This is a genomic window from Bacillus cereus group sp. MYBK79-1 (genome assembly GCF_051915365.1).
In the GTDB taxonomy this organism is placed as follows: domain Bacteria; phylum Bacillota; class Bacilli; order Bacillales; family Bacillaceae_G; genus Bacillus_A.
Genome location: NZ_JBQAEO010000006.1, coordinates 221569 through 241260 on the forward strand (window position 1 = coordinate 221569; position 19692 = coordinate 241260).

A 19692-nucleotide genomic window follows, 5' to 3' on the forward strand; every position below is an offset into this window, starting at 1 on the left:
CACTCCTATTCATTCCTACACAATTAAGTTACCCTCATTATACTGTTAGCATCATTTTTTTCCCAATGATTTGCTTAGCCTATGTGTGCGTACGCTTAACAGCCTGCACATACTTTCGAACAGTCGCTACAGATACATTATATACATCTCCAAGCTCCGACTGTGTCATCTTATTTCCTTGTTCGCTGCGTACGATATATTCAACCGCAGCTGACCAGCCGTATACATTTGTGAAAACTGCCCCAGATGTATATAAACGTATGAACGTACAAAACCAAAATTGTAAACACTCTTCGATTAATTCATCATCTTTTTTCGTATAATTATATAAAGCATCCGCAATTTGCACGCACTGTTCGAATTGCTGTAAATCAGCTGGAATGCTCTTATGGCTATTAAGTAAAAAGAAATACTTTGCAAGTTGCGATACGATTGGAACACCGTTCTTCGCCTGCGTTACATCAAAGAAGAATCCCACCTTCTCTGGCGTTGACAATTCATTCATTAAATATAAAGCTAGCATTTGTTCCTCTAGCGTCGTACTTTGCTGAAATGATTTTCGTAATTCTTCAAATAATACGTTTTGTCCTTCATCTGCTAAATTCAGCGCATTCCACGGTTCTTTTCCCTTTTTATCAGGGTGCAATTCGACAACATGCTGCCACATTTTTTCAGCTACTTGCTGATCTTTCACCATATAAGCAGAATATGCAAACCAATAATAAAAACTAACGTCTCCTTCGTATCCTTGACGCTTTAATACTTTGAACCATTTATATGCAGGCTCAAAATGACCAATTGTTGCAAGTGTCGTTCCAAGTTTCAAACGATGCTCGAACGAAATCGGATATACTGAAACTAACTGCTCCGCTAACGCTTCTACTTGTTTATGCTCTCCAATTGAATATAGGAAAATAAGCGTATTACAAAGCGCATGTATATTACCAGGATTTTTCTCTAAAATCATTTCCGTTAACTTCAGAGCTTTATCTACATTACCAGATTGAAAATGTGCAATGGCTAAATTATTATGACCCGACCAAAATTCCGGATAATCTTTTGTAACAATTTCTAATGTAGCAATTGCTTCTTCCAATTGTCCGTTACGAATATAACGATTCGCTTCTTCCTGCATAACAATTAGATCATCTTCATCCTCAATCTCTTCCTCACCCATCGCTTCTTCTTCCATAATTTCAAGTAATTCTAATGTATCTTCTACAAATTCCTTCTCTTCTGCAACTTCTAAATAGCGATCCGCATACTTTTTCGCCTGCTGAAATAGCCCCATATATGCATAATTATTTGCAATAAAATAATAGCATTGTTCAAGTTCTGGATTAGATCTAACAAGCTTAAAGAAGATTTGATTCGACTCTTGATATTCACCAGCCTCAGATAATACTGTTGCTAATTGGCATAAAATAAACGGCTCCTTCTCACTTTGTGCCGCTCTTCGAAAATATTTAATTGCATCTTGTAATTTCTGCCCTTTGTAAGCCCTCATCCCTTTTTTATAAAAGAAGTCCGCTAATTGATTAAAAGAGATAACTTGTCCGTTCTCCTTATATATTCCTTGATTTTTCCCCATATATCCTCCAGTTTTTTGTTTTCTTCGTTCACACATTCTTCTATCTATAAGTATAAACGATTCCGTAAAAAACAAAACAGTATATTATACTCAATTATTTCCTTTTTATTCATTAAAAAAGAAGAGAAATGTTACATTTTTAGCATCAACCTTCTCTAGCATCCATTCCTTCTTTCGTATAAATAACACGCATTGGATTTCCACCCACGAACGCACCACTTGGGACATCTCTATGAACAAGTGTGCCAGCTGAAACAATCGCGCAATCCCCAATTTTCACACCTGGTAATATAGTCGTATTTGCTCCAATCATCACTTCATTTCCTATGACGATCTCTCCAAGTCGATATTCGCGAATTAAATATTCATGTGCTAAAAGCGTTGTATTATAGCCGATAATCGAATTCTCTCCCACAGTTATCTTTTCTGGGAACATAATGTCCGGCATTACCATGAGCGCGAACGATGTTTTCTTTCCGACTTTCATCCGTAAAAATGTGCGGTACAACCAATTCTTGACGGATAAAAATGGTGTATAACGCGCAATTTGGATAATAATAAAGTTTTTCATTACCTTCCAAAAAGACACTGTTTTATACACATTCCATAATGAATTTTCTCCCGAAACGGGATAGCGCGTTGTCCGTCGCACTTAACTCGCTCCTCTACTAAAAAGTGAAACTGTAAGTTAGTAGGGAAATACACCCCTACTAACTTACTTGGACCTTTATGAACGGTTCATATCAGACAAAATCGGTAGCAAATCACTCATTTTATCTAGCATAAAGTCCGGCTTGTAAGCCTCTAAATACGCTCTATCTTTCAACGTCCATGAGACAGCAGCTGTTTTCGTACCTGCATTTTGTCCACCAACAATATCATGATGGTTATCCCCAACCATCAATGCTTCTTCCGGTTTCGCATCTAATAACTCAAGCGCTTTTTGAAGTGGTTCTGGATGTGGTTTCACATGCTCTACATCATCAATTGTCACGACCACATCAAAAAATTCATCAAGCTTTGACAACTTCAATCCCATCTCAACTGTTTGTCTCGCTTTCGTTGTAACAATCCCAACTTTATAGCCTTGCTTCTTTAACTCTTGAACTGTTTCATATACAGTTTCATATTCTTCTACTAATTCATCATGATGATCATGGTTAAATTGACGATAACATGTGATCATCTCTTCAACCTTGTTTTCATCAATCTTGCTGAAAGTATCATGTAAAGAAGGGCCGATAAATGGCAATACATCTTCACGCTTATATTGATTTGGATAATATGTATGTAACACATGTAAAAAAGAAGAAATAATAAGTTCGTTTGTATTAATTAAAGTTCCATCTAAATCAAATAACACTGTATTTATTCTCATTGCCTTAGTCCCTTCTCTTTCCTGAATATGAAAGAAGCAGCACCTTATAATAAGATGCTACTTTTCTCTAATTTTCCGAATATCTTTTATCAGCTTGCCCCATTTTTCGTCTCACAATAATGAAAATAATAGAAATAACAACAAGTCCAATTGACATTACTTGTGCGATACGAAGTGGTCCTAGCATTAAACTATCTGTACGTAAGCCTTCTACGAAGAAGCGCCCTACTGAATACCAAATTATATATGTGAAGAATAACTCCCCGCGTCGCAAGTTCACTTTTCGTAATGCAAGTAATAAAATGACACCTGCAAAATTCCATAATGATTCATATAAAAACGTCGGATGATAGTACACACCCTCAATATACATTTGATTAATAATGAAATCCGGTAAATGAAGGCCTTCTAAAAACTGTCTCGTTACTTCATCACCATGTGCCTCTTGGTTCATAAAGTTGCCCCATCGGCCAATTGCTTGTCCTAGTAAAATACTTGGCGCAGCAATATCAGCCAACTTCCAGAATGAAACCCCGCGGCGTTTCGCAAAAAGAACCCCTGTAATAACAGCCCCAATTAAACCACCATGAATCGCCAAGCCACCTTGACGAACATTAATAATTTGACTCGGGTTTTGCGCGTAATATTCCCATTCAAAAATAACGTAGTACATTCTCGCAAATAGAATAGCGATCGGTACTGCAATTAATACAAGGTCAACAAATGTATCTTTTGGAATACCTAGCCTTTCTCCCTCGCGAGTTGCTAGCCAAAGACCTAATAGCACACCTGTACCGATAATAATCCCGTACCAATAAACAGGAAACGGCCCAAGTTGGATCGCTACGCGGTCAAGCTGTGGTACAGAACCTAACAGCATATGTATGACCTCCCTCTCCAAAGTTTACTCCTACTCCTGATTTCCTAACTCAATCGCACTCATTAATCGTTCAGAGAACTGCTGTGCTGCATTGACTCCCATACGTTTTAAACGGAAGTTCATCGCTGCTACTTCAATAATAACAGCCAAGTTTCGACCAGGACGAACTGGAAGTGTAATCTTCGTAAGTTCTGTATCAATAATCTTCATCTTCTCTTCATCAAGACCTAAGCGATCATAATTTTTCTTTTGATCCCAAATTTCAAGATTAATAACAAGCGTAATACGCTTATAATTTCGCACTGCCCCTGCACCGAATAACGTCATAACGTTAATGATGCCTAGACCACGAATTTCTAGTAAATGTTCAATTAAATCTGGCGAGCTTCCGACTAACATGTCTTCATCTTCTTGGCGAATTTCTACACTATCATCCGCAACAAGACGGTGACCACGTTTTACAAGCTCAAGAGCTGTCTCACTCTTACCGACACCACTTTGACCTGTAATTAAAACACCAACGCCGTAAATATCTACTAACACACCATGTACAGCTGTTGTCGGTGCTAACTTACCCTCTAAATAATTAGTTAAACGACTTGATAATCTTGTTGTCGTTTGAGAAGAACGTAATAAAGGCATACCTGATTCACGTGACGCTTGTAGTAACTCATCTGGTACATCTTGATTACGAGTTACAATAATACATGGCGTCTCCTCAGTACAAAGCGCTTTCATTCTCTCTTGCTTTTGCTCTGACGTTAACGTGTCAAAGAACGTAAGCTCCGTCTTTCCAAGAAGCTGTACGCGATCAGCTGGATAATATGTAAAGAATCCTGCCATTTCAATTCCAGGTCGTGATAAATCACTTGTATCAATCGGACGATGAATTCCTTCTTCACCACTTATTAACTCCAATTGAAATTGTTCAATTAAATCTTTTGTCCTTACTTTCGGCATATGTATAAACCTCCACTCCGCTGCGGGTTCAGTCTCATTTGATGTAAAATTCCATTCTACCGGATATTGTACCATTTTTTTCTGGAAACAAGAAATACGGTTTCTAATAAATAGAAAAAAACATTTCATATAGATCATGAAATGTTTTTCTTTTTGTCATTTTCTCTTTTTTTCATAAAGTGGCTCCACAATTGCCTTTTCAATAATCATATTAAAAATTGAAATACAAATTGCTGCAACGATCGCTACACCAAATCCTGATATATTAAATGCATCTCCTAATAATGAATCTGCCATTTTTAACGTAATCGCATTAATAACAATTAAGAAGAACCCGAAAGTTACAACAGTAATGGGTAGCGTAATTAAAATTAATAACGGTTTTACGAACACATTTAAAACAGCCAAAATAATACTCGCAATAATTGCAGTTTGTATATTTGCTACGTAAAACGCGTCTGGTGCAATCCCTTTTAAAAGTCCCGATACAGCGATTAACACAACGCTATTTACAAGAAGTGATAAAATCCATCTCATTTTCTTACACATCCTTTTGACATATATATTTCATCATACGCTAATAGATTATAAACGCAAGTATCATACAAACACTTATATCAACTTATTCAACTCTGCATGCTTGTATACCTACTAACATTTCCTCGCAAAATAAGGGCCACACCATCTATGTTCATGAGTTTTTACAAAAGTCCAAGTGAACTCCTTATCTACAATATAGATATCTCCTTTATACATAGCGTCTCTCTCACACACTATATCATCCATATGTAATAAACTCGCATCTTTTATTAGCAGTACATCATCACAATGTTGATAGAATATGTAACAATTCTTTTTCACTTCATTATGAAATGCGTTCTCCGCTTCTTCACCCTCTAAACACTTCTTTTTCTCATAACTAAATATGTGCCACAAGTAACCACAGCCATACTTGTCTCCATAAAGGAAAATATCTTCTTTTTCCTCATCACTTAAATGATTTGCAAAATGATCCTCCCAGCGTTTCCGAAAATATACACCCCACTTTTGAAACTCTCTTACCTTCATATTTTTCTTTCGCAACACATCTAAAAACTCCATCTTCTCCCCCTATGCAATAAAAACCGAGTGTCATTCCCACTCGGCTTTTAGTAATACACTTATTGAGATAATTCTACTTCTTTTATTTTCTCTTTCATTCTCGCTTTATCACGAACTAAAATCTCTTTTAAATACTTACCTGTATACGAGCGCTCTTCTTTCACTACTTGCTCTGGCGTTCCAGAAGCGACGATTTGTCCACCTTTGTCTCCGCCCTCTGGTCCAAGGTCAACGATATAATCAGCTGTTTTAATTACATCTAAATTATGTTCAATTACAAGTACCGTCTCACCGCTTTCAACAAGACGTTGCAGCACTTCTAGAAGACGCGCGATATCATGTGCATGCAAACCAGTCGTTGGCTCGTCTAAAATGTATAACGTACGCCCTGTAGAACGACGATGTAATTCAGAAGCTAGCTTCACGCGCTGCGCTTCACCACCAGATAACGTCGTAGCTGGTTGCCCTAATTTCATATAACCAAGTCCAACGTCTACAAGCGTTTGAAGTTTACGCTTAATTTTTGGGATATTAGCGAAGAACTCTACCCCGTCTTCAATTGTCATCCCTAACACTTCAGAAATGTTCTTATCTTTATACTTCACTTCTAACGTTTCGCGGTTGTAACGTTTACCATGACAAACTTCACACGGAACGTATACGTCTGGTAAGAAGTGCATTTCGATTTTAATAATTCCATCACCACGGCACGCTTCACAACGTCCACCTTTTACATTAAAACTGAAACGTCCTTTTTGATATCCACGCACTTTCGCTTCATTCGTTTGTGCAAACACATCACGAATATCATCGAATACACCTGTATACGTCGCTGGATTAGAACGTGGTGTACGACCGATTGGCGATTGATCGATATCGATTACTTTATCTAAATGCTCAAGACCTTTAATTTCTTTATGCGTACCTGGCTTCGCTTTCGCTTTATATAGCTTTTGAGCTAACGATTTGTATAGTACTTCATTAATCATCGTACTTTTACCTGAACCAGATACACCAGTTATCGCTACAAACGTACCAAGTGGGAATGACATCTTTGCATTCTTTAAGTTATTCTCTTTTGCACCGACAATTTCCACCTTACGTCCGTCACCTTTACGTCTTTCAAGTGGAACCGGAATAAACTCTTTACCGCTTAAATACTTCCCTGTTAGCGAATTCTCATCTTGCATCACTTCAGCTGGCGTACCCGCTGATACAACTTGACCACCGTGAATACCTGCACCAGGTCCGATATCAAGTAAATAATCAGCAGCCATCATCGTGTCTTCATCATGCTCAACAACAATTAACGTATTTCCTAAATCGCGCATTTCTTGCAACGTACGAATAAGACGATCATTATCACGCTGATGTAAACCGATAGAAGGCTCATCAAGAATGTAAAGTACGCCAGTAAGACGAGAACCGATTTGCGTCGCTAAACGAATACGCTGCGCCTCACCACCTGATAAAGTTCCTGCGGCACGACTTAACGTTAAATAATCTAAGCCGACGTTCACTAAGAATCCAACGCGCTCTTGGATTTCTCTTAAAATTAAATGAGCAATTTTTTGTTGCTTCTCCGTTAGCTCTACATTCGAAAAGAATTCCTGTACTTCTTGAACAGAATACTTCGTTACGTCAGCAATCGTTTTATCACCGACGAAAACAGCTAAACTCTCAGGCTTTAAGCGTCCACCTTTACAATTCGGACAAGCTTGTTCTGCCATATACTTTTCCATTTGCTCACGAACATAATCAGAACTCGTCTCACGATAACGACGTTCAATATTCGGAATAACACCTTCAAATAAAATCTCATTTTCCTTCACTTGACCAAATTCATTTACATAGCGGAAATAAACTTTCTCTTCTCCGCTTCCGTACAACACTTTATCAAATAAATCTTTCGGTATATCTTTCACAGGCACATCCATATCAACGCCGTAATGATTACATACAGATTGTAAAAGCTGTGGGTAATATTGTGAGCTTGTCGGTTCCCAAGGCGCAATCGCATGTTCATTTAACGATAAATCCCAGTTCGGTATAACAAGTTCTAAATCTACCTCTAGCTTTGAACCAAGTCCATCACAAGAAGGACATGCTCCGAATGGACTGTTGAATGAGAACATGCGCGGCTCTAATTCTCCGATTGAAAAACCACAATGCGGACAAGCATGATGTTCACTAAATAGAAGTTCCTCTTCTCCCATTACATCAATTAACACTCGGCCCCCGCCAAGCTTTAATGCACTTTCAAGAGAATCCGCAAGACGGCTTGCGATCCCTTCTTTCACAACAATACGGTCAATTACAACTTCAATAGAATGCTTCTTATTTTTATCTAACGCAATATCTTCAGATACATCAAGCATTTCACCGTCAACACGTACACGAACATACCCTTGCTTCTTAATATCTTCAAGCACTTTCACATGTGCACCTTTGCGCCCAGAAACGATAGGAGCTAACACTTGTAATTTCGTACGTTCAGGATATTCAAGTACACGGTCTACCATCTGCTCTACTGTTTGTGATGTAATTTCAATGCCATGATTCGGACAAATCGGCGTACCAATTCGTGCAAATAATAAACGTAAATAATCATAAATCTCCGTTACCGTTCCGACAGTTGAACGTGGATTACGACTCGTCGTTTTTTGATCGATTGAAATCGCTGGAGATAGGCCTTCAATCGTATCCACGTCAGGTTTATCCATTTGTCCTAAAAACTGACGCGCATACGCAGATAACGATTCTACGTATCTGCGTTGCCCTTCTGCATAAATCGTATCAAACGCTAATGATGATTTCCCTGAACCAGACAATCCCGTCACAACAACAAGCTGATTTCTCGGAATGGTTACATCAATATTTTTTAAGTTATGTGCTCTAGCACCTTTTACAACAATAAAATCCTTGCTCATGCTCACTCTGTTCACCCTTCCGCTTTTAATTCTAATAGTAAATCTCTTAATTCAGCTGCACGCTCGAAATCTAACGCTTTTGCTGCTTCTTTCATTTCTGCTTCCATCTTCGCAATTGTCTTTTCACGCTCTTTTTTCGTCATCTTCTTAGCTGGTGCTGCTTCATATGTTTCCGTCTCTTCAGCAGCTGTCGTTGCACGGATAACATCACGCACACCTTTTTGAATCGTTTTCGGTGTAATACCATGCTCTTTATTGTAAGCTTCTTGTATCGTACGACGACGCTGCGTTTCTTCAATCGCAATTCCCATCGATCTTGTTATACGATCTGCGTACATAATGACGCGGCCATTTTCATTACGCGCTGCACGACCGATTGTTTGAATTAATGAGCGCTCTGAACGCAAGAATCCTTCCTTATCAGCGTCTAAAATAGCTACAAGTGATACTTCTGGAATATCTAATCCTTCTCGTAATAAGTTAATACCAACAAGTACATCGAACTTACCAAGGCGAAGGTCACGGATAATTTCAATACGTTCTAACGTTTTAATTTCAGAGTGAAGATAGTTCACTTTAATTCCTACATCTTTTAAGTAGTCTGTTAAATCCTCTGACATCTTCTTCGTTAAAGTTGTAATTAATACACGTTCATTTTTTGCAATACGATCTTGAATTTCTCCTAATAAATCATCAATTTGACCTTCAATTGGTCGTATATCAATTGGTGGATCTAAAAGCCCTGTTGGACGAATAATTTGCTCTATTACTTCCGGTGACTGCTCTAACTCATACGGTCCTGGCGTTGCCGAAACGTAAATAACTTGATTCGTTTTCTCTTCAAACTCATCAAACATAAGCGGTCTATTATCTAAAGCTGATGGCAGACGGAATCCATGATCCACAAGCACTTGCTTACGTGCTTGGTCCCCGTTATACATCGCTCTTACTTGAGGTACTGATACGTGTGACTCATCCATAACAATTAAGAAATCTTCTGGGAAATAGTCTAATAACGTATATGGCGTTGCCCCCGCTGGACGAAGTGTTAAATGACGGGAATAGTTTTCAATCCCTGAACAAAAGCCCATCTCGCGCATCATTTCTAAATCATAACGTGTACGCTGCTCTATACGCTGCGCTTCTAACAATTTACCGTTATCATTTAATTCTTTTAAACGCACTTCTAATTCTTTTTCAATATTTTCAATAGCGACCTTCATCTTTTCTTCACGTGTAACGAAGTGAGATGCTGGGAAGATTGCTACATGATCACGTTCTGCTAATACTTCACCTGTTAACGCATTTACTTCGCGAATACGATCTATTTCATCGCCGAAAAATTCAATTCGAATACAATGCTCATCAAGTGATGCCGGGAAGATTTCAACTACATCTCCGCGCACACGGAATGTACCACGCTTGAAATCAATGTCATTACGTCCATACTGCACATCAACAAGTTCACGAAGCAGTTGATTGCGATCCTTTTCCATACCAACTCGAAGCGAAACAACTAACTCGCGGTATTCTTCTGGAGAACCTAAACCATATATACACGAAACACTCGCAACGATAATAACATCGTCTCTTTCAAATAAGGAAGACGTTGCTGAGTGACGCAATTTATCGATTTCATCATTAATCTGCGCATCTTTTTCAATAAAAGTATCTGTTTGCGGCACATACGCTTCTGGCTGATAATAATCGTAATAACTAACAAAATACTCCACTGAATTGTTAGGGAAAAAATCTTTCAGCTCACTATATAACTGTCCTGCTAACGTTTTATTATGAGCCATGACAAGTGTTGGCTTCTGCACTTCTTTAATGACATTTGAAATCGTAAATGTCTTACCCGTTCCTGTCGCCCCAAGCAACACTTGCTTTTTCTTCCCACTATTAATTCCCTCTACAAGCTTCTCTATAGCTACTGGCTGATCACCTTGCGGGGAATACGCTGAGATAATTTCAAATTGATGTTCCAAACAAAACCGACCTCCTCGTAAAAAATCTGTATTCCCATTTTACCACGAATGCCCATAAAAAAACCAAGAAAACGAACAGATATTCGGTAAAATTTTCGACAATATATACATAGAAAAAGGAAGGAGTAAAAACTTCCTTCCTCTACTAACTCTATTTTTTAGGTACATATAATAAATCATATCCATTGCGCCCATTTTCATTCACACAGTCTATTAACCTATAAGCCTTTTGTGATTCACGCTGCTCTTTAACAATCCTTTTACAGCTATCTTTATGTAACCCTTTACCCTCACCAGCAAATTGGTCTTTTCTATTATCTGACACATAAAGTATATCGTTCTCACTATGCTCTAGCGTTTGAAAGATCGGGTCACCTTCATGGGTATACTGTACAATTCTTATTTTATCAACCTTCCCTTGGTCAACATTCAAAACGAATTTTTCAAATTTATCTAGATTAGAAATCCCTGCTCTCTTTACAATGACATCATTCTTTTTATCAATTTCAATGTTAGGTTGTGAGCATGCTACTAAACTAAAGAGAAATAGACATATAAAACCGCTTCTTTTTTCTATTGTCATCCTCTCCTATAAAAATTATTTGTATACCGCAAAAGCTACTTTCCTTTACGAAAGTAGCTTCTCTTTTCCTTTCTCCTTCTTCGGGGAAAGAACATATGAAAATGAAATAACTGTATCCACTAAAAGTATAATCGCCCAAACTTGACTTACACGATTTGCAGCTTTATTTAAAACAATTCCTGACTCCAACCAATTTCCCCACTGTTCTATTGGAATAAGCCCATACGCGAAGAAAAAGAAAATATGCACAACAACGAACAAAACAAGATGTAATACCCAATTTTTTATTTCCTGCTTCGCATAGGCCATACCTGTTAGTTCTATCTGTTCTTCGATAATAGGTGCTGGTTCATTCCGCCATTTCGCAACTAATTTTCGCACAAATATATCAAGCTTCTTCAAATCCTTTTTCCCGTAGAAGACTGCATACAATAAAATAATTACCGTAATGATCTGGAAGTTAGAGAACTTTCCTGTGTGATAATAATCCACTACCCCTAGCGTTAAAATAAACACTTCATTTACAAGTAGTACAATCCCCATAATAAAGCTCGCCTTCTTCAAACGGAATCCGTAACGAAGTAAAAAGAAACCGATAGCCGATAACCAAAATACAATCTCTGCCCCAATTAAAAAATACCAACGATATTCTGCAAGTATACTCATTTGCCCTTCTCCTTTTCATCATATATACGAAAAGTTTCATCCATATATAATAAAAGTTCTTCTTCAATTGGATACATGCTCATTTTCTGTGAATCTTCCTTTGATTTTCTAACTTCCCATAACTTATCTAAAAATGCTTCATCACCATTAGCCATTTCTAAACACTTCTGCATTAATCTTTTTGTTACCCCTTGTACCTCATCACTCGCGACTTCTTTACCGTCTTTCATATAAGTACGTAATTGCTTTAATAAATCTACCCACTCTAAAACATTCGGATCTTCTTCACTCATATTTGGCAAATTGTGAAGCAATTTTTGTTCTTCCTTTGAAAATACTTCATTTTGAAATATTTCACGTATACGAGACGACTGTTTTGAAAGCTGAATCAGTTCAAACATAACTTTCCAATCGAGCTCTCCCTCCACATCTACCGAATAAACAACCGCTTGTAAAACACGCTCCATCCGATTAAATTTCTTTTGTTCTTCCTGTACAAACCGAAGTTGTTTTTCAAGAGAATCCTTTAAGTTAAGCTCACCTTTTACTAACATATTCGCAGACTCTTTTAATGAAAATCCCATTTCCTTTAAAAATAAAATTTGTTGTAGACGAATGACATCAGCTTCACTATATAAACGATGACCGCCTTCTGTTTTCCCGCTCGGCTTTAATAAATCTATTTGATCATAATAACGTAATGTACGTACTGTTACCCCTGTTTCTTTCGTCAATTGTTGTATTGAAATCATTACCATCACCTCTTCCTCTTCATTATAAAAGATGACGTAACGTCACTTTCAATACTTTTGTAAAAAAAATACAAAAAGCTGTTTATACACTTTGTATAAACAGCTTTTACGGAAATAACCCTTTTTGTACAGCACGACCACAAAATAAAATAAGTGCGCCAACAACAACACTCGTTGCAGTTTTATGATAATGAGCTGATAGTAATAAATAATAAGATAAACCGACAGTACCAAGCATAATACAAAGGCTTGGCACTGGATTACGATAGAAATTTTGCATTCCCCAAAGGAGCGCGAATATAGCTGTAGCGACACATAACACCGGTAATCCCATCCCAGTTCCCCTTTTTCTATTTAGTCCTTGTTGCTAACACACTCGTCGATGCCATACTGATTAATAAACCAAAAATAGCAATATATAATAACTCATTTACATGTACAGCTTGCCTATCTAAATACTTATTTACACAAAGATACATAATGAACAAAAGAACGAAGCTTGTCATACTAATCGTAAAATATGACTTCATCTTGTTCACAACTCGCTCATCAATCGACGGTACTCCCTCTTCTTTCAAACGCTTCTGTTCTCTATATTCCGCAATACTATATAAAATGACTAGTGCTACATTCGATATAAAAATAGTCCCCCACGAAATACTTACAATCATTAAACTCACATTTAAAACAAGACCCGCTAAAAATAAACTTCCTATAAAACGTATAATATCTTGCTTACTCATACATGATCCGCCTCTTTTTGATTTCTATATTTCCACTTCGGCCAATAGTTCACAAGAAAATACACCCACTGCCCTAGTACAAATAAAACAAACGGCATACCGGCATTTCCATCAACAATTAAATTGTACAAACTCCATATCGCTAAACTAATCGTAAAAAATAACCCTACATATTTAAACGCTTTATCCGACTGAAATCTCTCAAACTCATCTTGCATTTTCATTCCTCCTATCACTAGGCTCGTTTGCCTATCATGACTCCTACGATGAGACTACCCGCAAATAAGGAGCTACATATTATAAATATTTCTTGCACTAGTATAACAGCCCTACCTATCGCTTTACTCGCAACAATATAAACGACGAGCAAAAGAAATGCGAATATAAATGAGATGTTTACATGGTTTTTTATATTTTCATTTACTCGCTCATCTATATCTGGAAGTTCTTCTTTTTTGTACTTACGCTTTTTGTAATACGCATACACTATCAAAAATACAATTGCTAAAACGTTACTCACTACGAGCGGTAAAATTGGTATAGCCGGATTCATAATATGAACTACAATGTCTCCCAAAAACAATCCAATAGTCGCACCAATCAATAACCCTTTAGTATCTTCCATTTTTTCTCTCCTTACTCTAGCGTAAATATTTCCTCCACCTTCACCCCAAAATATTTGGAAATTTTCAGGGATAACTCTAGACTCGGATTATAATGATGGTTTTCAATCGCCACAATCGTCTGCCGTGTCACCTGCATCGCCTTTGCCATTTCAACTTGCGTTATATGATGTTGCTTTCTTAACTCTTTTATTTTATTTTTCACACCCATAGGCTCCACCTTCGAAAGTAAAGATATCTTTACTTTAATTATAAATATTTTCCAGTTATAAGTAAAGATATCTTTACAAATTTTAGAAAAACGTTTTCACTGAATATCTTCTCTCACACAGTACGATAGAAACTAAATTTATATCAGCAATTTTTTAAATATATCAACGCAACTCCATTTATATCGGCGATTTTCCAAATATATCAGCGCAACTCCATTTATATCGGCGATTTTCCAAATATATCGACTTACCGACAAATACCGACATCTGTAGCCCTATAATTATAAGAAAAAGCTGTTCCCAAATACCCTATGGGAACAGCTTCTACGCCCTACTACATAAATCCTAACGCATATACAAGAACGTATCCAAGGATAGAAAGACAAACCGAGCCAATCAGCCCCGCCACGAATGCTTTACTTCCTAACTTACGGAACGTTTTAAACTCTACATTTAAACCAAGCCCTGCCATTGCCATTGCGATAAGCATGTAAGCAATAACAACAATATAGCTGGCAACAACTTCTGGGATAATACTGAGCGAATGCACGGCACTCATTGCTAAAAATCCGAAGATGAACCATGGTATTGGAAGGTCGCGCCACGATCTTTTTTCCTCACTACCCTCACTCTTACCAAACCATAAACCAATTAAAATGGCTACTGGTACAAGCATTGCAACGCGCGTTAGCTTCACGATAACTGCGATGTCTACAGCCGTACTTCCTCCTGGCGCCGCAGCTGCGATGACATGAGCGATTTCATGCAGCGTCGCACCTGAGAATACGCCGTAACCGTACGGTGAGAAGCCAAGAACTGGGTATAATAGCGTATAAATAAGTGTAAATATTGTACCTAAAATTGCAATAATCGCTGCGCCGACTGCCGTTTCCTCATCCTTCGCTTTCACTTGCGGCGCAATTGCCACGACCGCTGCCGCGCCGCAAATTGCAGTTCCGCACGCTGTTAAAATTCCAAGCTTTTTTTCTACCTTAAACACTTTCGTTAGCCCATATACAACGAAAATTGTAAATGTAATAACAACAGCAGCGATGACCAATACTTTCGGCCCTGCCTTCGCAATATCAACAAGATTTAATCGCATTCCAAGTAAGATGATCCCGAAGCGAAGCAACTTCTTACTCGCAAAGTTTGTCCCTGCAATCGCATCATGAGGAACTCCAATTGCCGCACGCCAAACCATCCCAATTAGAATAGCAATTACTAATTGTCCCATAATATTTAAAAATGGAAGCTCTGCTAAATATTTCGCGGCAATTGCGATTAATAACGTAATCCCAATTCCTTGTGAAAATCCAAAGCCCTTCTTCTTTTGTATAACAAGTGTTTGTTCCACTGTGAACCACTCCAATAATCGTATTGGAACATGCATGTTCTATCTACTTACATTATAAGAGAGTTTCTATAATAAGTTTAATATCAATATTGAATCTCTATCATCAGAAATACTTATGATAAGATGAAAGAAAAACGAAAGGAGCTCATTATATGAACGTAGACATTTTAAAAATTTTTGTTACTGTCGTGGAACAGAAACACTTCTCCCGTGCTGCAGAATTATTAAACCTTTCACAACCTGGCGTAAGTATGCATATACGCAACTTAGAAAATGAATTTGGCACTACACTCATTCAGCGCTCCCCGAAGCACGTTCAAGTGACAGAGGCTGGAAACATTTTATATATACATGCAAAGCAAATGCTCTCTCTTTACGAAGATGCTAAACAAGAGATTAACGAACTACATAACGTTGTAACAGGAACTCTTCGCATCGGTGCTAGCTTTACAATTGGCGAATACTTACTTCCGAAAATACTCGCTAACTATGCGAATGAAAATCCACACGTCGAAGTTCATACTTTTATCTCAAATACAGAAGATGTTTTGCAAAGCCTTCGCTCTAATCAAATTGATATCGGCTTAGTGGAAGGGCAAGTCATATACGCCGACGTTGACGTTGAAACATTTATGCAAGATGAAATGAAGCTCGTCGTTCCGCCAAATCATCCACTGCTCCGCACAAATGAAATAAATGAAAGCACACTCCAAGATCAAGTATGGGTATTAAGAGAAAGTGGCTCTGGTACACGTGCTTATAGTGACCGTTTTATTCATCAACACCATTTGAAAATGAAACGATTCTTTACATTCAGTAGTATCCAAAGCGTGAAGGAAGCGGTTAGTGCCGGGCTTGGCATCGCTATCCTTTCTGATTGGACTGTACGGAAAGAGCTACTGGCAAAAGAACTATTCCACGTCGAAGTTCCAAATGAACAACTTATCCGCCCATTCTCCATCGTGCGCGGCAAATATTTTATTCCGTCTAAAGCTATTCAAGTTTTTTTAAATCATGTAGATTCTTTTGCGAAAAAACAGCATTGACCTTCTCATTAGTGTGAAGGTTTACAATACATGTAGAAGGAGTGAAACACATTGCGAATTGGAGAGCTATCAAAAGAAACTGGCGTTAGCGAAAGGTCACTAAGACATTATGAAGAAAAGGGATTACTCCCTTCTAAACGCCTCGCAAATGGCTACCGTGATTTTGATGAAAGTGCCATCAAAAAAGTAGAACTTATTCAAATGTACTTACAAATTGGCTTAAATTTAGAAGAGACGGCAAAAATGCTGCGCTGCCTTGCAATAGAGCCGCATCTGTACGAAAATCCTTGCAGCAGTATCCTTACGCTTTATGAAGATAAACTTAATGAAGTAACAAAGCAGATTTCACTACTTTCCAGCATTCAAACAAATTTGCAAAAACACGTTTCACTCCTAAAACAAGCAAAAGAAAAGGAATGATTACATGTTTGTTATACATGGTAGTTCAAGACAGAACGGAAATACAGAAGCTTTAGCACATATGATGATCAATGGAATTGAAACAGAACAAATTTACTTGCGCGACCATATAGTCCATCCTATTACAGATCAACGTCATGATGCAGAAGGGTTCCAATCTGTAAATGATGACTACGAGCAGTTAACCAAACGCATGTTAGAGCACGACACAATTATCTTTGCTACACCGCTATACTGGTACGGTATGAGCGGACATATGAAAAACTTCGTCGATCGCTGGTCACAAAGCTTGCGTAATACATCCCTTCATTTCAAAGAAAAAATGAAAGGCAAAAAAATGTACGTTGTCATCGTTGGCGGAGACAATCCGAAACTGAAAGCATTACCGCTTATCTCCCAGTTCCAATACATCTTTGATTTTGTTGGTTCATCATTTGAAGGGTATATCATTGGGGATGCAAATGGACTAGATGAAATCAAAAACGACGCTGAGGCGCTGGCAAAAGCACAATTGTATAATAATAAGTTCAAAAATAGAAAACAGAAATAAGTTTGACAAACCGTTTTGTATGCGCATACAATAAAAGTAATACTATGAAAGGAAGGTACTTTGACCAATGAAGTTCTAATTCTCTTATTTATTTCATCCATCACAAATAGTGAACAAAAAATGATGAAAACTAGCAGGGGATTAGTCTGTCCATTTGTCGATACTTTCTTTCGAAACGATCATGTAAAAAAGTCGTTTATTTATGTACGATTTTTTACATGTAAGGACGACGTTTATCCTCTCTAGTGAAACTAGGGAGGTTTTTTTATGACTATTTTATTCGTACGTAATATTGAAAAGAGCTTTGGTGATCGCACACTATTTACGTTACCTTCACTGGAAATTCAGGCACAGGACCGTATAGGAATTGTCGGCGTCAACGGAGCTGGTAAATCTACGTTATTACAAATATTAAGTAAAGAAATAGAAGCTGACAATGGCATAGTAACTCATCATAGTTCTATCAGCATCATTCCTCAGCTTATTGAGGAACTACCGGAAACTGCGTCTTCTCTCGCAAAAGGAAAATGGAGTATTTCAAACGTTACAGATGCAATGAGCGGGGGTGAACGAATGCGCCTAAAGATTGCCCATGCTCTCGAACAAGAGGCAGGTATTTTATTCGCTGATGAACCAACAAGCCACTTAGATATGGTCGGTACAGAGCAATTAGAAAAGGCACTTTTATCTTATAAAGGGGCACTTGTTTTAATATCACATGATCGTGATTTTTTAGATAATATATGTACAAAAATCATTGAAATTGAAGACGGTACTATTCAAGAGTATAAAGGGAATTATTCAAACTATCGAAAACAAAAAGAACGTGAACAAATACAAAAACAAGCAGAATATGAGCAATATATACAAGAAAAAAATCGGTTAGAGCAATCAATTTCACAAAAAAAACAACGTGCTTCTAGCATGACAAAAATCCCAACACGGTTCAGTTCATCGGAATCTAAACTTTATAAATTAAGTGGGGCTCATGGCCAAGAACAGGTTAGCAAAGCAGCGAAAGCATTAGAAACACGTCTCGAAAAACTAGAAAAGAAAGAGAAGCCAAAGGATCTTTCTCAAGCTCAGTTTGACGTGCAATACCATACACCCATTCATAGTAAAGTGGCAGTACAGTTCAATAAAGCATCAAAGAAGATAGGTGACCGCACATTATTTAAAAGTATGAATGGAACTATTGCTCCTGGTGCAAAGCTTGCTATTGTAGGAGCAAACGGAAGTGGCAAAACAACTTTGTTCAACATGCTCCTCGCAAACGAACGTGGCATTCAGCTTTCGAAAAGCTGTAAAATTGGGTACTTCGAACAAACATTATCTATTTTAAAAACAGATAAAACCATTTTAGAAAACGTTCTAGAAGAAACAAACTATACGGAAGCATTCGTTCGCACAATACTTGCAAGACTCCTATTTCGCCGTGAAGATGTTCATAAGCCTGTGCACGTCTTAAGTGGTGGTGAGCGAATGAAGGTCGCACTCGCAAAAGTATTTTTAGGAAACTATAATATGCTTCTGCTCGATGAACCGACAAACTATTTAGACTTAGCAACGCAAGAAGAATTAGAAAGCATGTTACAAGAGTATCCTGGCACTATACTTTTCATTAGCCATGACCGTGCCTTTATTCGCTCTGTTGCTGACCATATTCTACAAGTAGATGAGAGTGAACCAAGGATCTTCCACGGTAATTACGAGCAATACACAAAAAGAACAACCGGGGATTCTGTAAACGTTACTGAACAAGAATTGTTACGATTACAAACAAAATTAACGGAAATAATCGGCCGAATTTCCATGCCGAATCATCACGATAACATCCCATCTCTCGAACAAGAATACGAAACATTATTAATTCAAATCCGGAAATGTAAAGAAGCGCTCTAATGTCTTCCCT

At 37.7% G+C, this 19692-nt stretch carries 22 protein-coding genes; 4 read left to right on the forward strand and 18 right to left on the reverse strand.

Annotated features, from left to right (window positions below):
* Positions 1-79: 79 nt before the first annotated feature.
* The 18 genes from ACTFOB_RS13120 to ACTFOB_RS13205 form a co-directional block, all read right to left on the reverse strand.
* A complete protein-coding gene (locus tag ACTFOB_RS13120; protein WP_440026332.1) occupies positions 80-1591 on the reverse strand; it encodes a tetratricopeptide repeat protein in 1512 nt (503 codons plus the stop codon).
* Between the two features lie 145 nt (positions 1592-1736).
* On the reverse strand, positions 1737-2243 hold the full coding sequence (locus ACTFOB_RS13125; RefSeq protein WP_440026334.1) for an acyltransferase: 507 nt from the start codon (positions 2241-2243) through the stop codon (positions 1737-1739).
* Between the two features lie 75 nt (positions 2244-2318).
* Complete coding sequence (gene ppaX, locus ACTFOB_RS13130) at positions 2319-2969, reverse strand: pyrophosphatase PpaX (RefSeq protein WP_440026335.1); 651 nt, start codon at positions 2967-2969, stop codon at positions 2319-2321.
* 67 nt (positions 2970-3036) lie between these two features.
* On the reverse strand, positions 3037-3849 hold the full coding sequence (gene lgt / locus ACTFOB_RS13135) for a prolipoprotein diacylglyceryl transferase (protein WP_440026337.1): 813 nt from the start codon (positions 3847-3849) through the stop codon (positions 3037-3039).
* A 30-nt stretch (positions 3850-3879) separates the two neighbouring features.
* Positions 3880-4809 (reverse strand): HPr(Ser) kinase/phosphatase, encoded by a 930-nt coding sequence (gene hprK / locus ACTFOB_RS13140; protein WP_001127250.1) that lies wholly within the window; start codon positions 4807-4809, stop codon positions 3880-3882.
* A 156-nt stretch (positions 4810-4965) separates the two neighbouring features.
* Positions 4966-5346 carry a phage holin family protein gene (locus tag ACTFOB_RS13145; RefSeq protein WP_440026338.1) on the reverse strand — a complete coding sequence of 127 codons (381 nt, stop codon included), beginning with the start codon at positions 5344-5346 and terminating at the stop codon, positions 4966-4968.
* A 114-nt stretch (positions 5347-5460) separates the two neighbouring features.
* On the reverse strand, positions 5461-5910 hold the full coding sequence (locus ACTFOB_RS13150) for a DUF4275 family protein (protein ID WP_440026340.1): 450 nt from the start codon (positions 5908-5910) through the stop codon (positions 5461-5463).
* A gap of 59 nt (positions 5911-5969) precedes the next feature.
* Positions 5970-8840, reverse strand: a complete 2871-nt coding sequence (gene uvrA, locus ACTFOB_RS13155; protein WP_440026404.1) for an excinuclease ABC subunit UvrA — start codon at positions 8838-8840, stop codon at positions 5970-5972.
* Positions 8841-8851: 11 nt separating this feature from the next.
* A complete protein-coding gene (gene uvrB, locus ACTFOB_RS13160) occupies positions 8852-10828 on the reverse strand; it encodes an excinuclease ABC subunit B (protein ID WP_440026342.1) in 1977 nt (658 codons plus the stop codon).
* A 151-nt stretch (positions 10829-10979) separates the two neighbouring features.
* Positions 10980-11411 (reverse strand): DUF4362 domain-containing protein, encoded by a 432-nt coding sequence (locus ACTFOB_RS13165; protein ID WP_440026344.1) that lies wholly within the window; start codon positions 11409-11411, stop codon positions 10980-10982.
* Positions 11412-11456: 45 nt separating this feature from the next.
* The gene (locus ACTFOB_RS13170; RefSeq protein WP_440026345.1) at positions 11457-12077 is read right to left on the reverse strand and encodes a hypothetical protein; all 621 of its coding nucleotides are present in this window, start codon (positions 12075-12077) and stop codon (positions 11457-11459) included.
* A complete protein-coding gene (locus ACTFOB_RS13175; RefSeq protein ID WP_440026347.1) occupies positions 12074-12835 on the reverse strand; it encodes a MerR family transcriptional regulator in 762 nt (253 codons plus the stop codon). The genes ACTFOB_RS13170 and ACTFOB_RS13175 overlap by 4 nt, the downstream gene beginning before the upstream one ends.
* A gap of 100 nt (positions 12836-12935) precedes the next feature.
* Positions 12936-13163: a hypothetical protein gene (locus tag ACTFOB_RS13180; protein WP_440026349.1), complete on the reverse strand. Its 228-nt coding sequence runs from the start codon at positions 13161-13163 to the stop codon at positions 12936-12938.
* Between the two features lie 16 nt (positions 13164-13179).
* Entirely contained in the window at positions 13180-13572 is a 393-nt protein-coding gene (locus ACTFOB_RS13185) for an ATPase (protein ID WP_440026351.1), read from the reverse strand.
* Entirely contained in the window at positions 13569-13790 is a 222-nt protein-coding gene (locus ACTFOB_RS13190; protein ID WP_016118885.1) for a hypothetical protein, read from the reverse strand. The genes ACTFOB_RS13185 and ACTFOB_RS13190 overlap by 4 nt, the downstream gene beginning before the upstream one ends.
* A gap of 17 nt (positions 13791-13807) precedes the next feature.
* Positions 13808-14197, reverse strand: a complete 390-nt coding sequence (locus tag ACTFOB_RS13195; RefSeq protein ID WP_440026353.1) for a hypothetical protein — start codon at positions 14195-14197, stop codon at positions 13808-13810.
* A gap of 11 nt (positions 14198-14208) precedes the next feature.
* Positions 14209-14406, reverse strand: a complete 198-nt coding sequence (locus tag ACTFOB_RS13200; RefSeq protein WP_440026355.1) for a helix-turn-helix transcriptional regulator — start codon at positions 14404-14406, stop codon at positions 14209-14211.
* A 335-nt stretch (positions 14407-14741) separates the two neighbouring features.
* Positions 14742-15764, reverse strand: a complete 1023-nt coding sequence (locus ACTFOB_RS13205; RefSeq protein ID WP_440026356.1) for a YeiH family protein — start codon at positions 15762-15764, stop codon at positions 14742-14744.
* A 152-nt stretch (positions 15765-15916) separates the two neighbouring features.
* Between ACTFOB_RS13205 and ACTFOB_RS13210 the strand changes: the two genes are divergently transcribed.
* From ACTFOB_RS13210 to abc-f, 4 genes are all read left to right on the forward strand, one after another.
* Positions 15917-16810, forward strand: coding sequence for a LysR family transcriptional regulator (locus ACTFOB_RS13210; RefSeq protein ID WP_440026359.1), 894 nt, complete (start codon positions 15917-15919; stop codon positions 16808-16810).
* 51 nt (positions 16811-16861) lie between these two features.
* Positions 16862-17230, forward strand: a complete 369-nt coding sequence (locus ACTFOB_RS13215; protein WP_440026360.1) for a MerR family transcriptional regulator — start codon at positions 16862-16864, stop codon at positions 17228-17230.
* 4 nt (positions 17231-17234) lie between these two features.
* Entirely contained in the window at positions 17235-17780 is a 546-nt protein-coding gene (locus ACTFOB_RS13220; RefSeq protein WP_440026361.1) for a flavodoxin family protein, read from the forward strand.
* Between the two features lie 267 nt (positions 17781-18047).
* Entirely contained in the window at positions 18048-19682 is a 1635-nt protein-coding gene (abc-f, locus tag ACTFOB_RS13225; RefSeq protein ID WP_440026362.1) for a ribosomal protection-like ABC-F family protein, read from the forward strand.
* Positions 19683-19692: the final 10 nt, after the last annotated feature.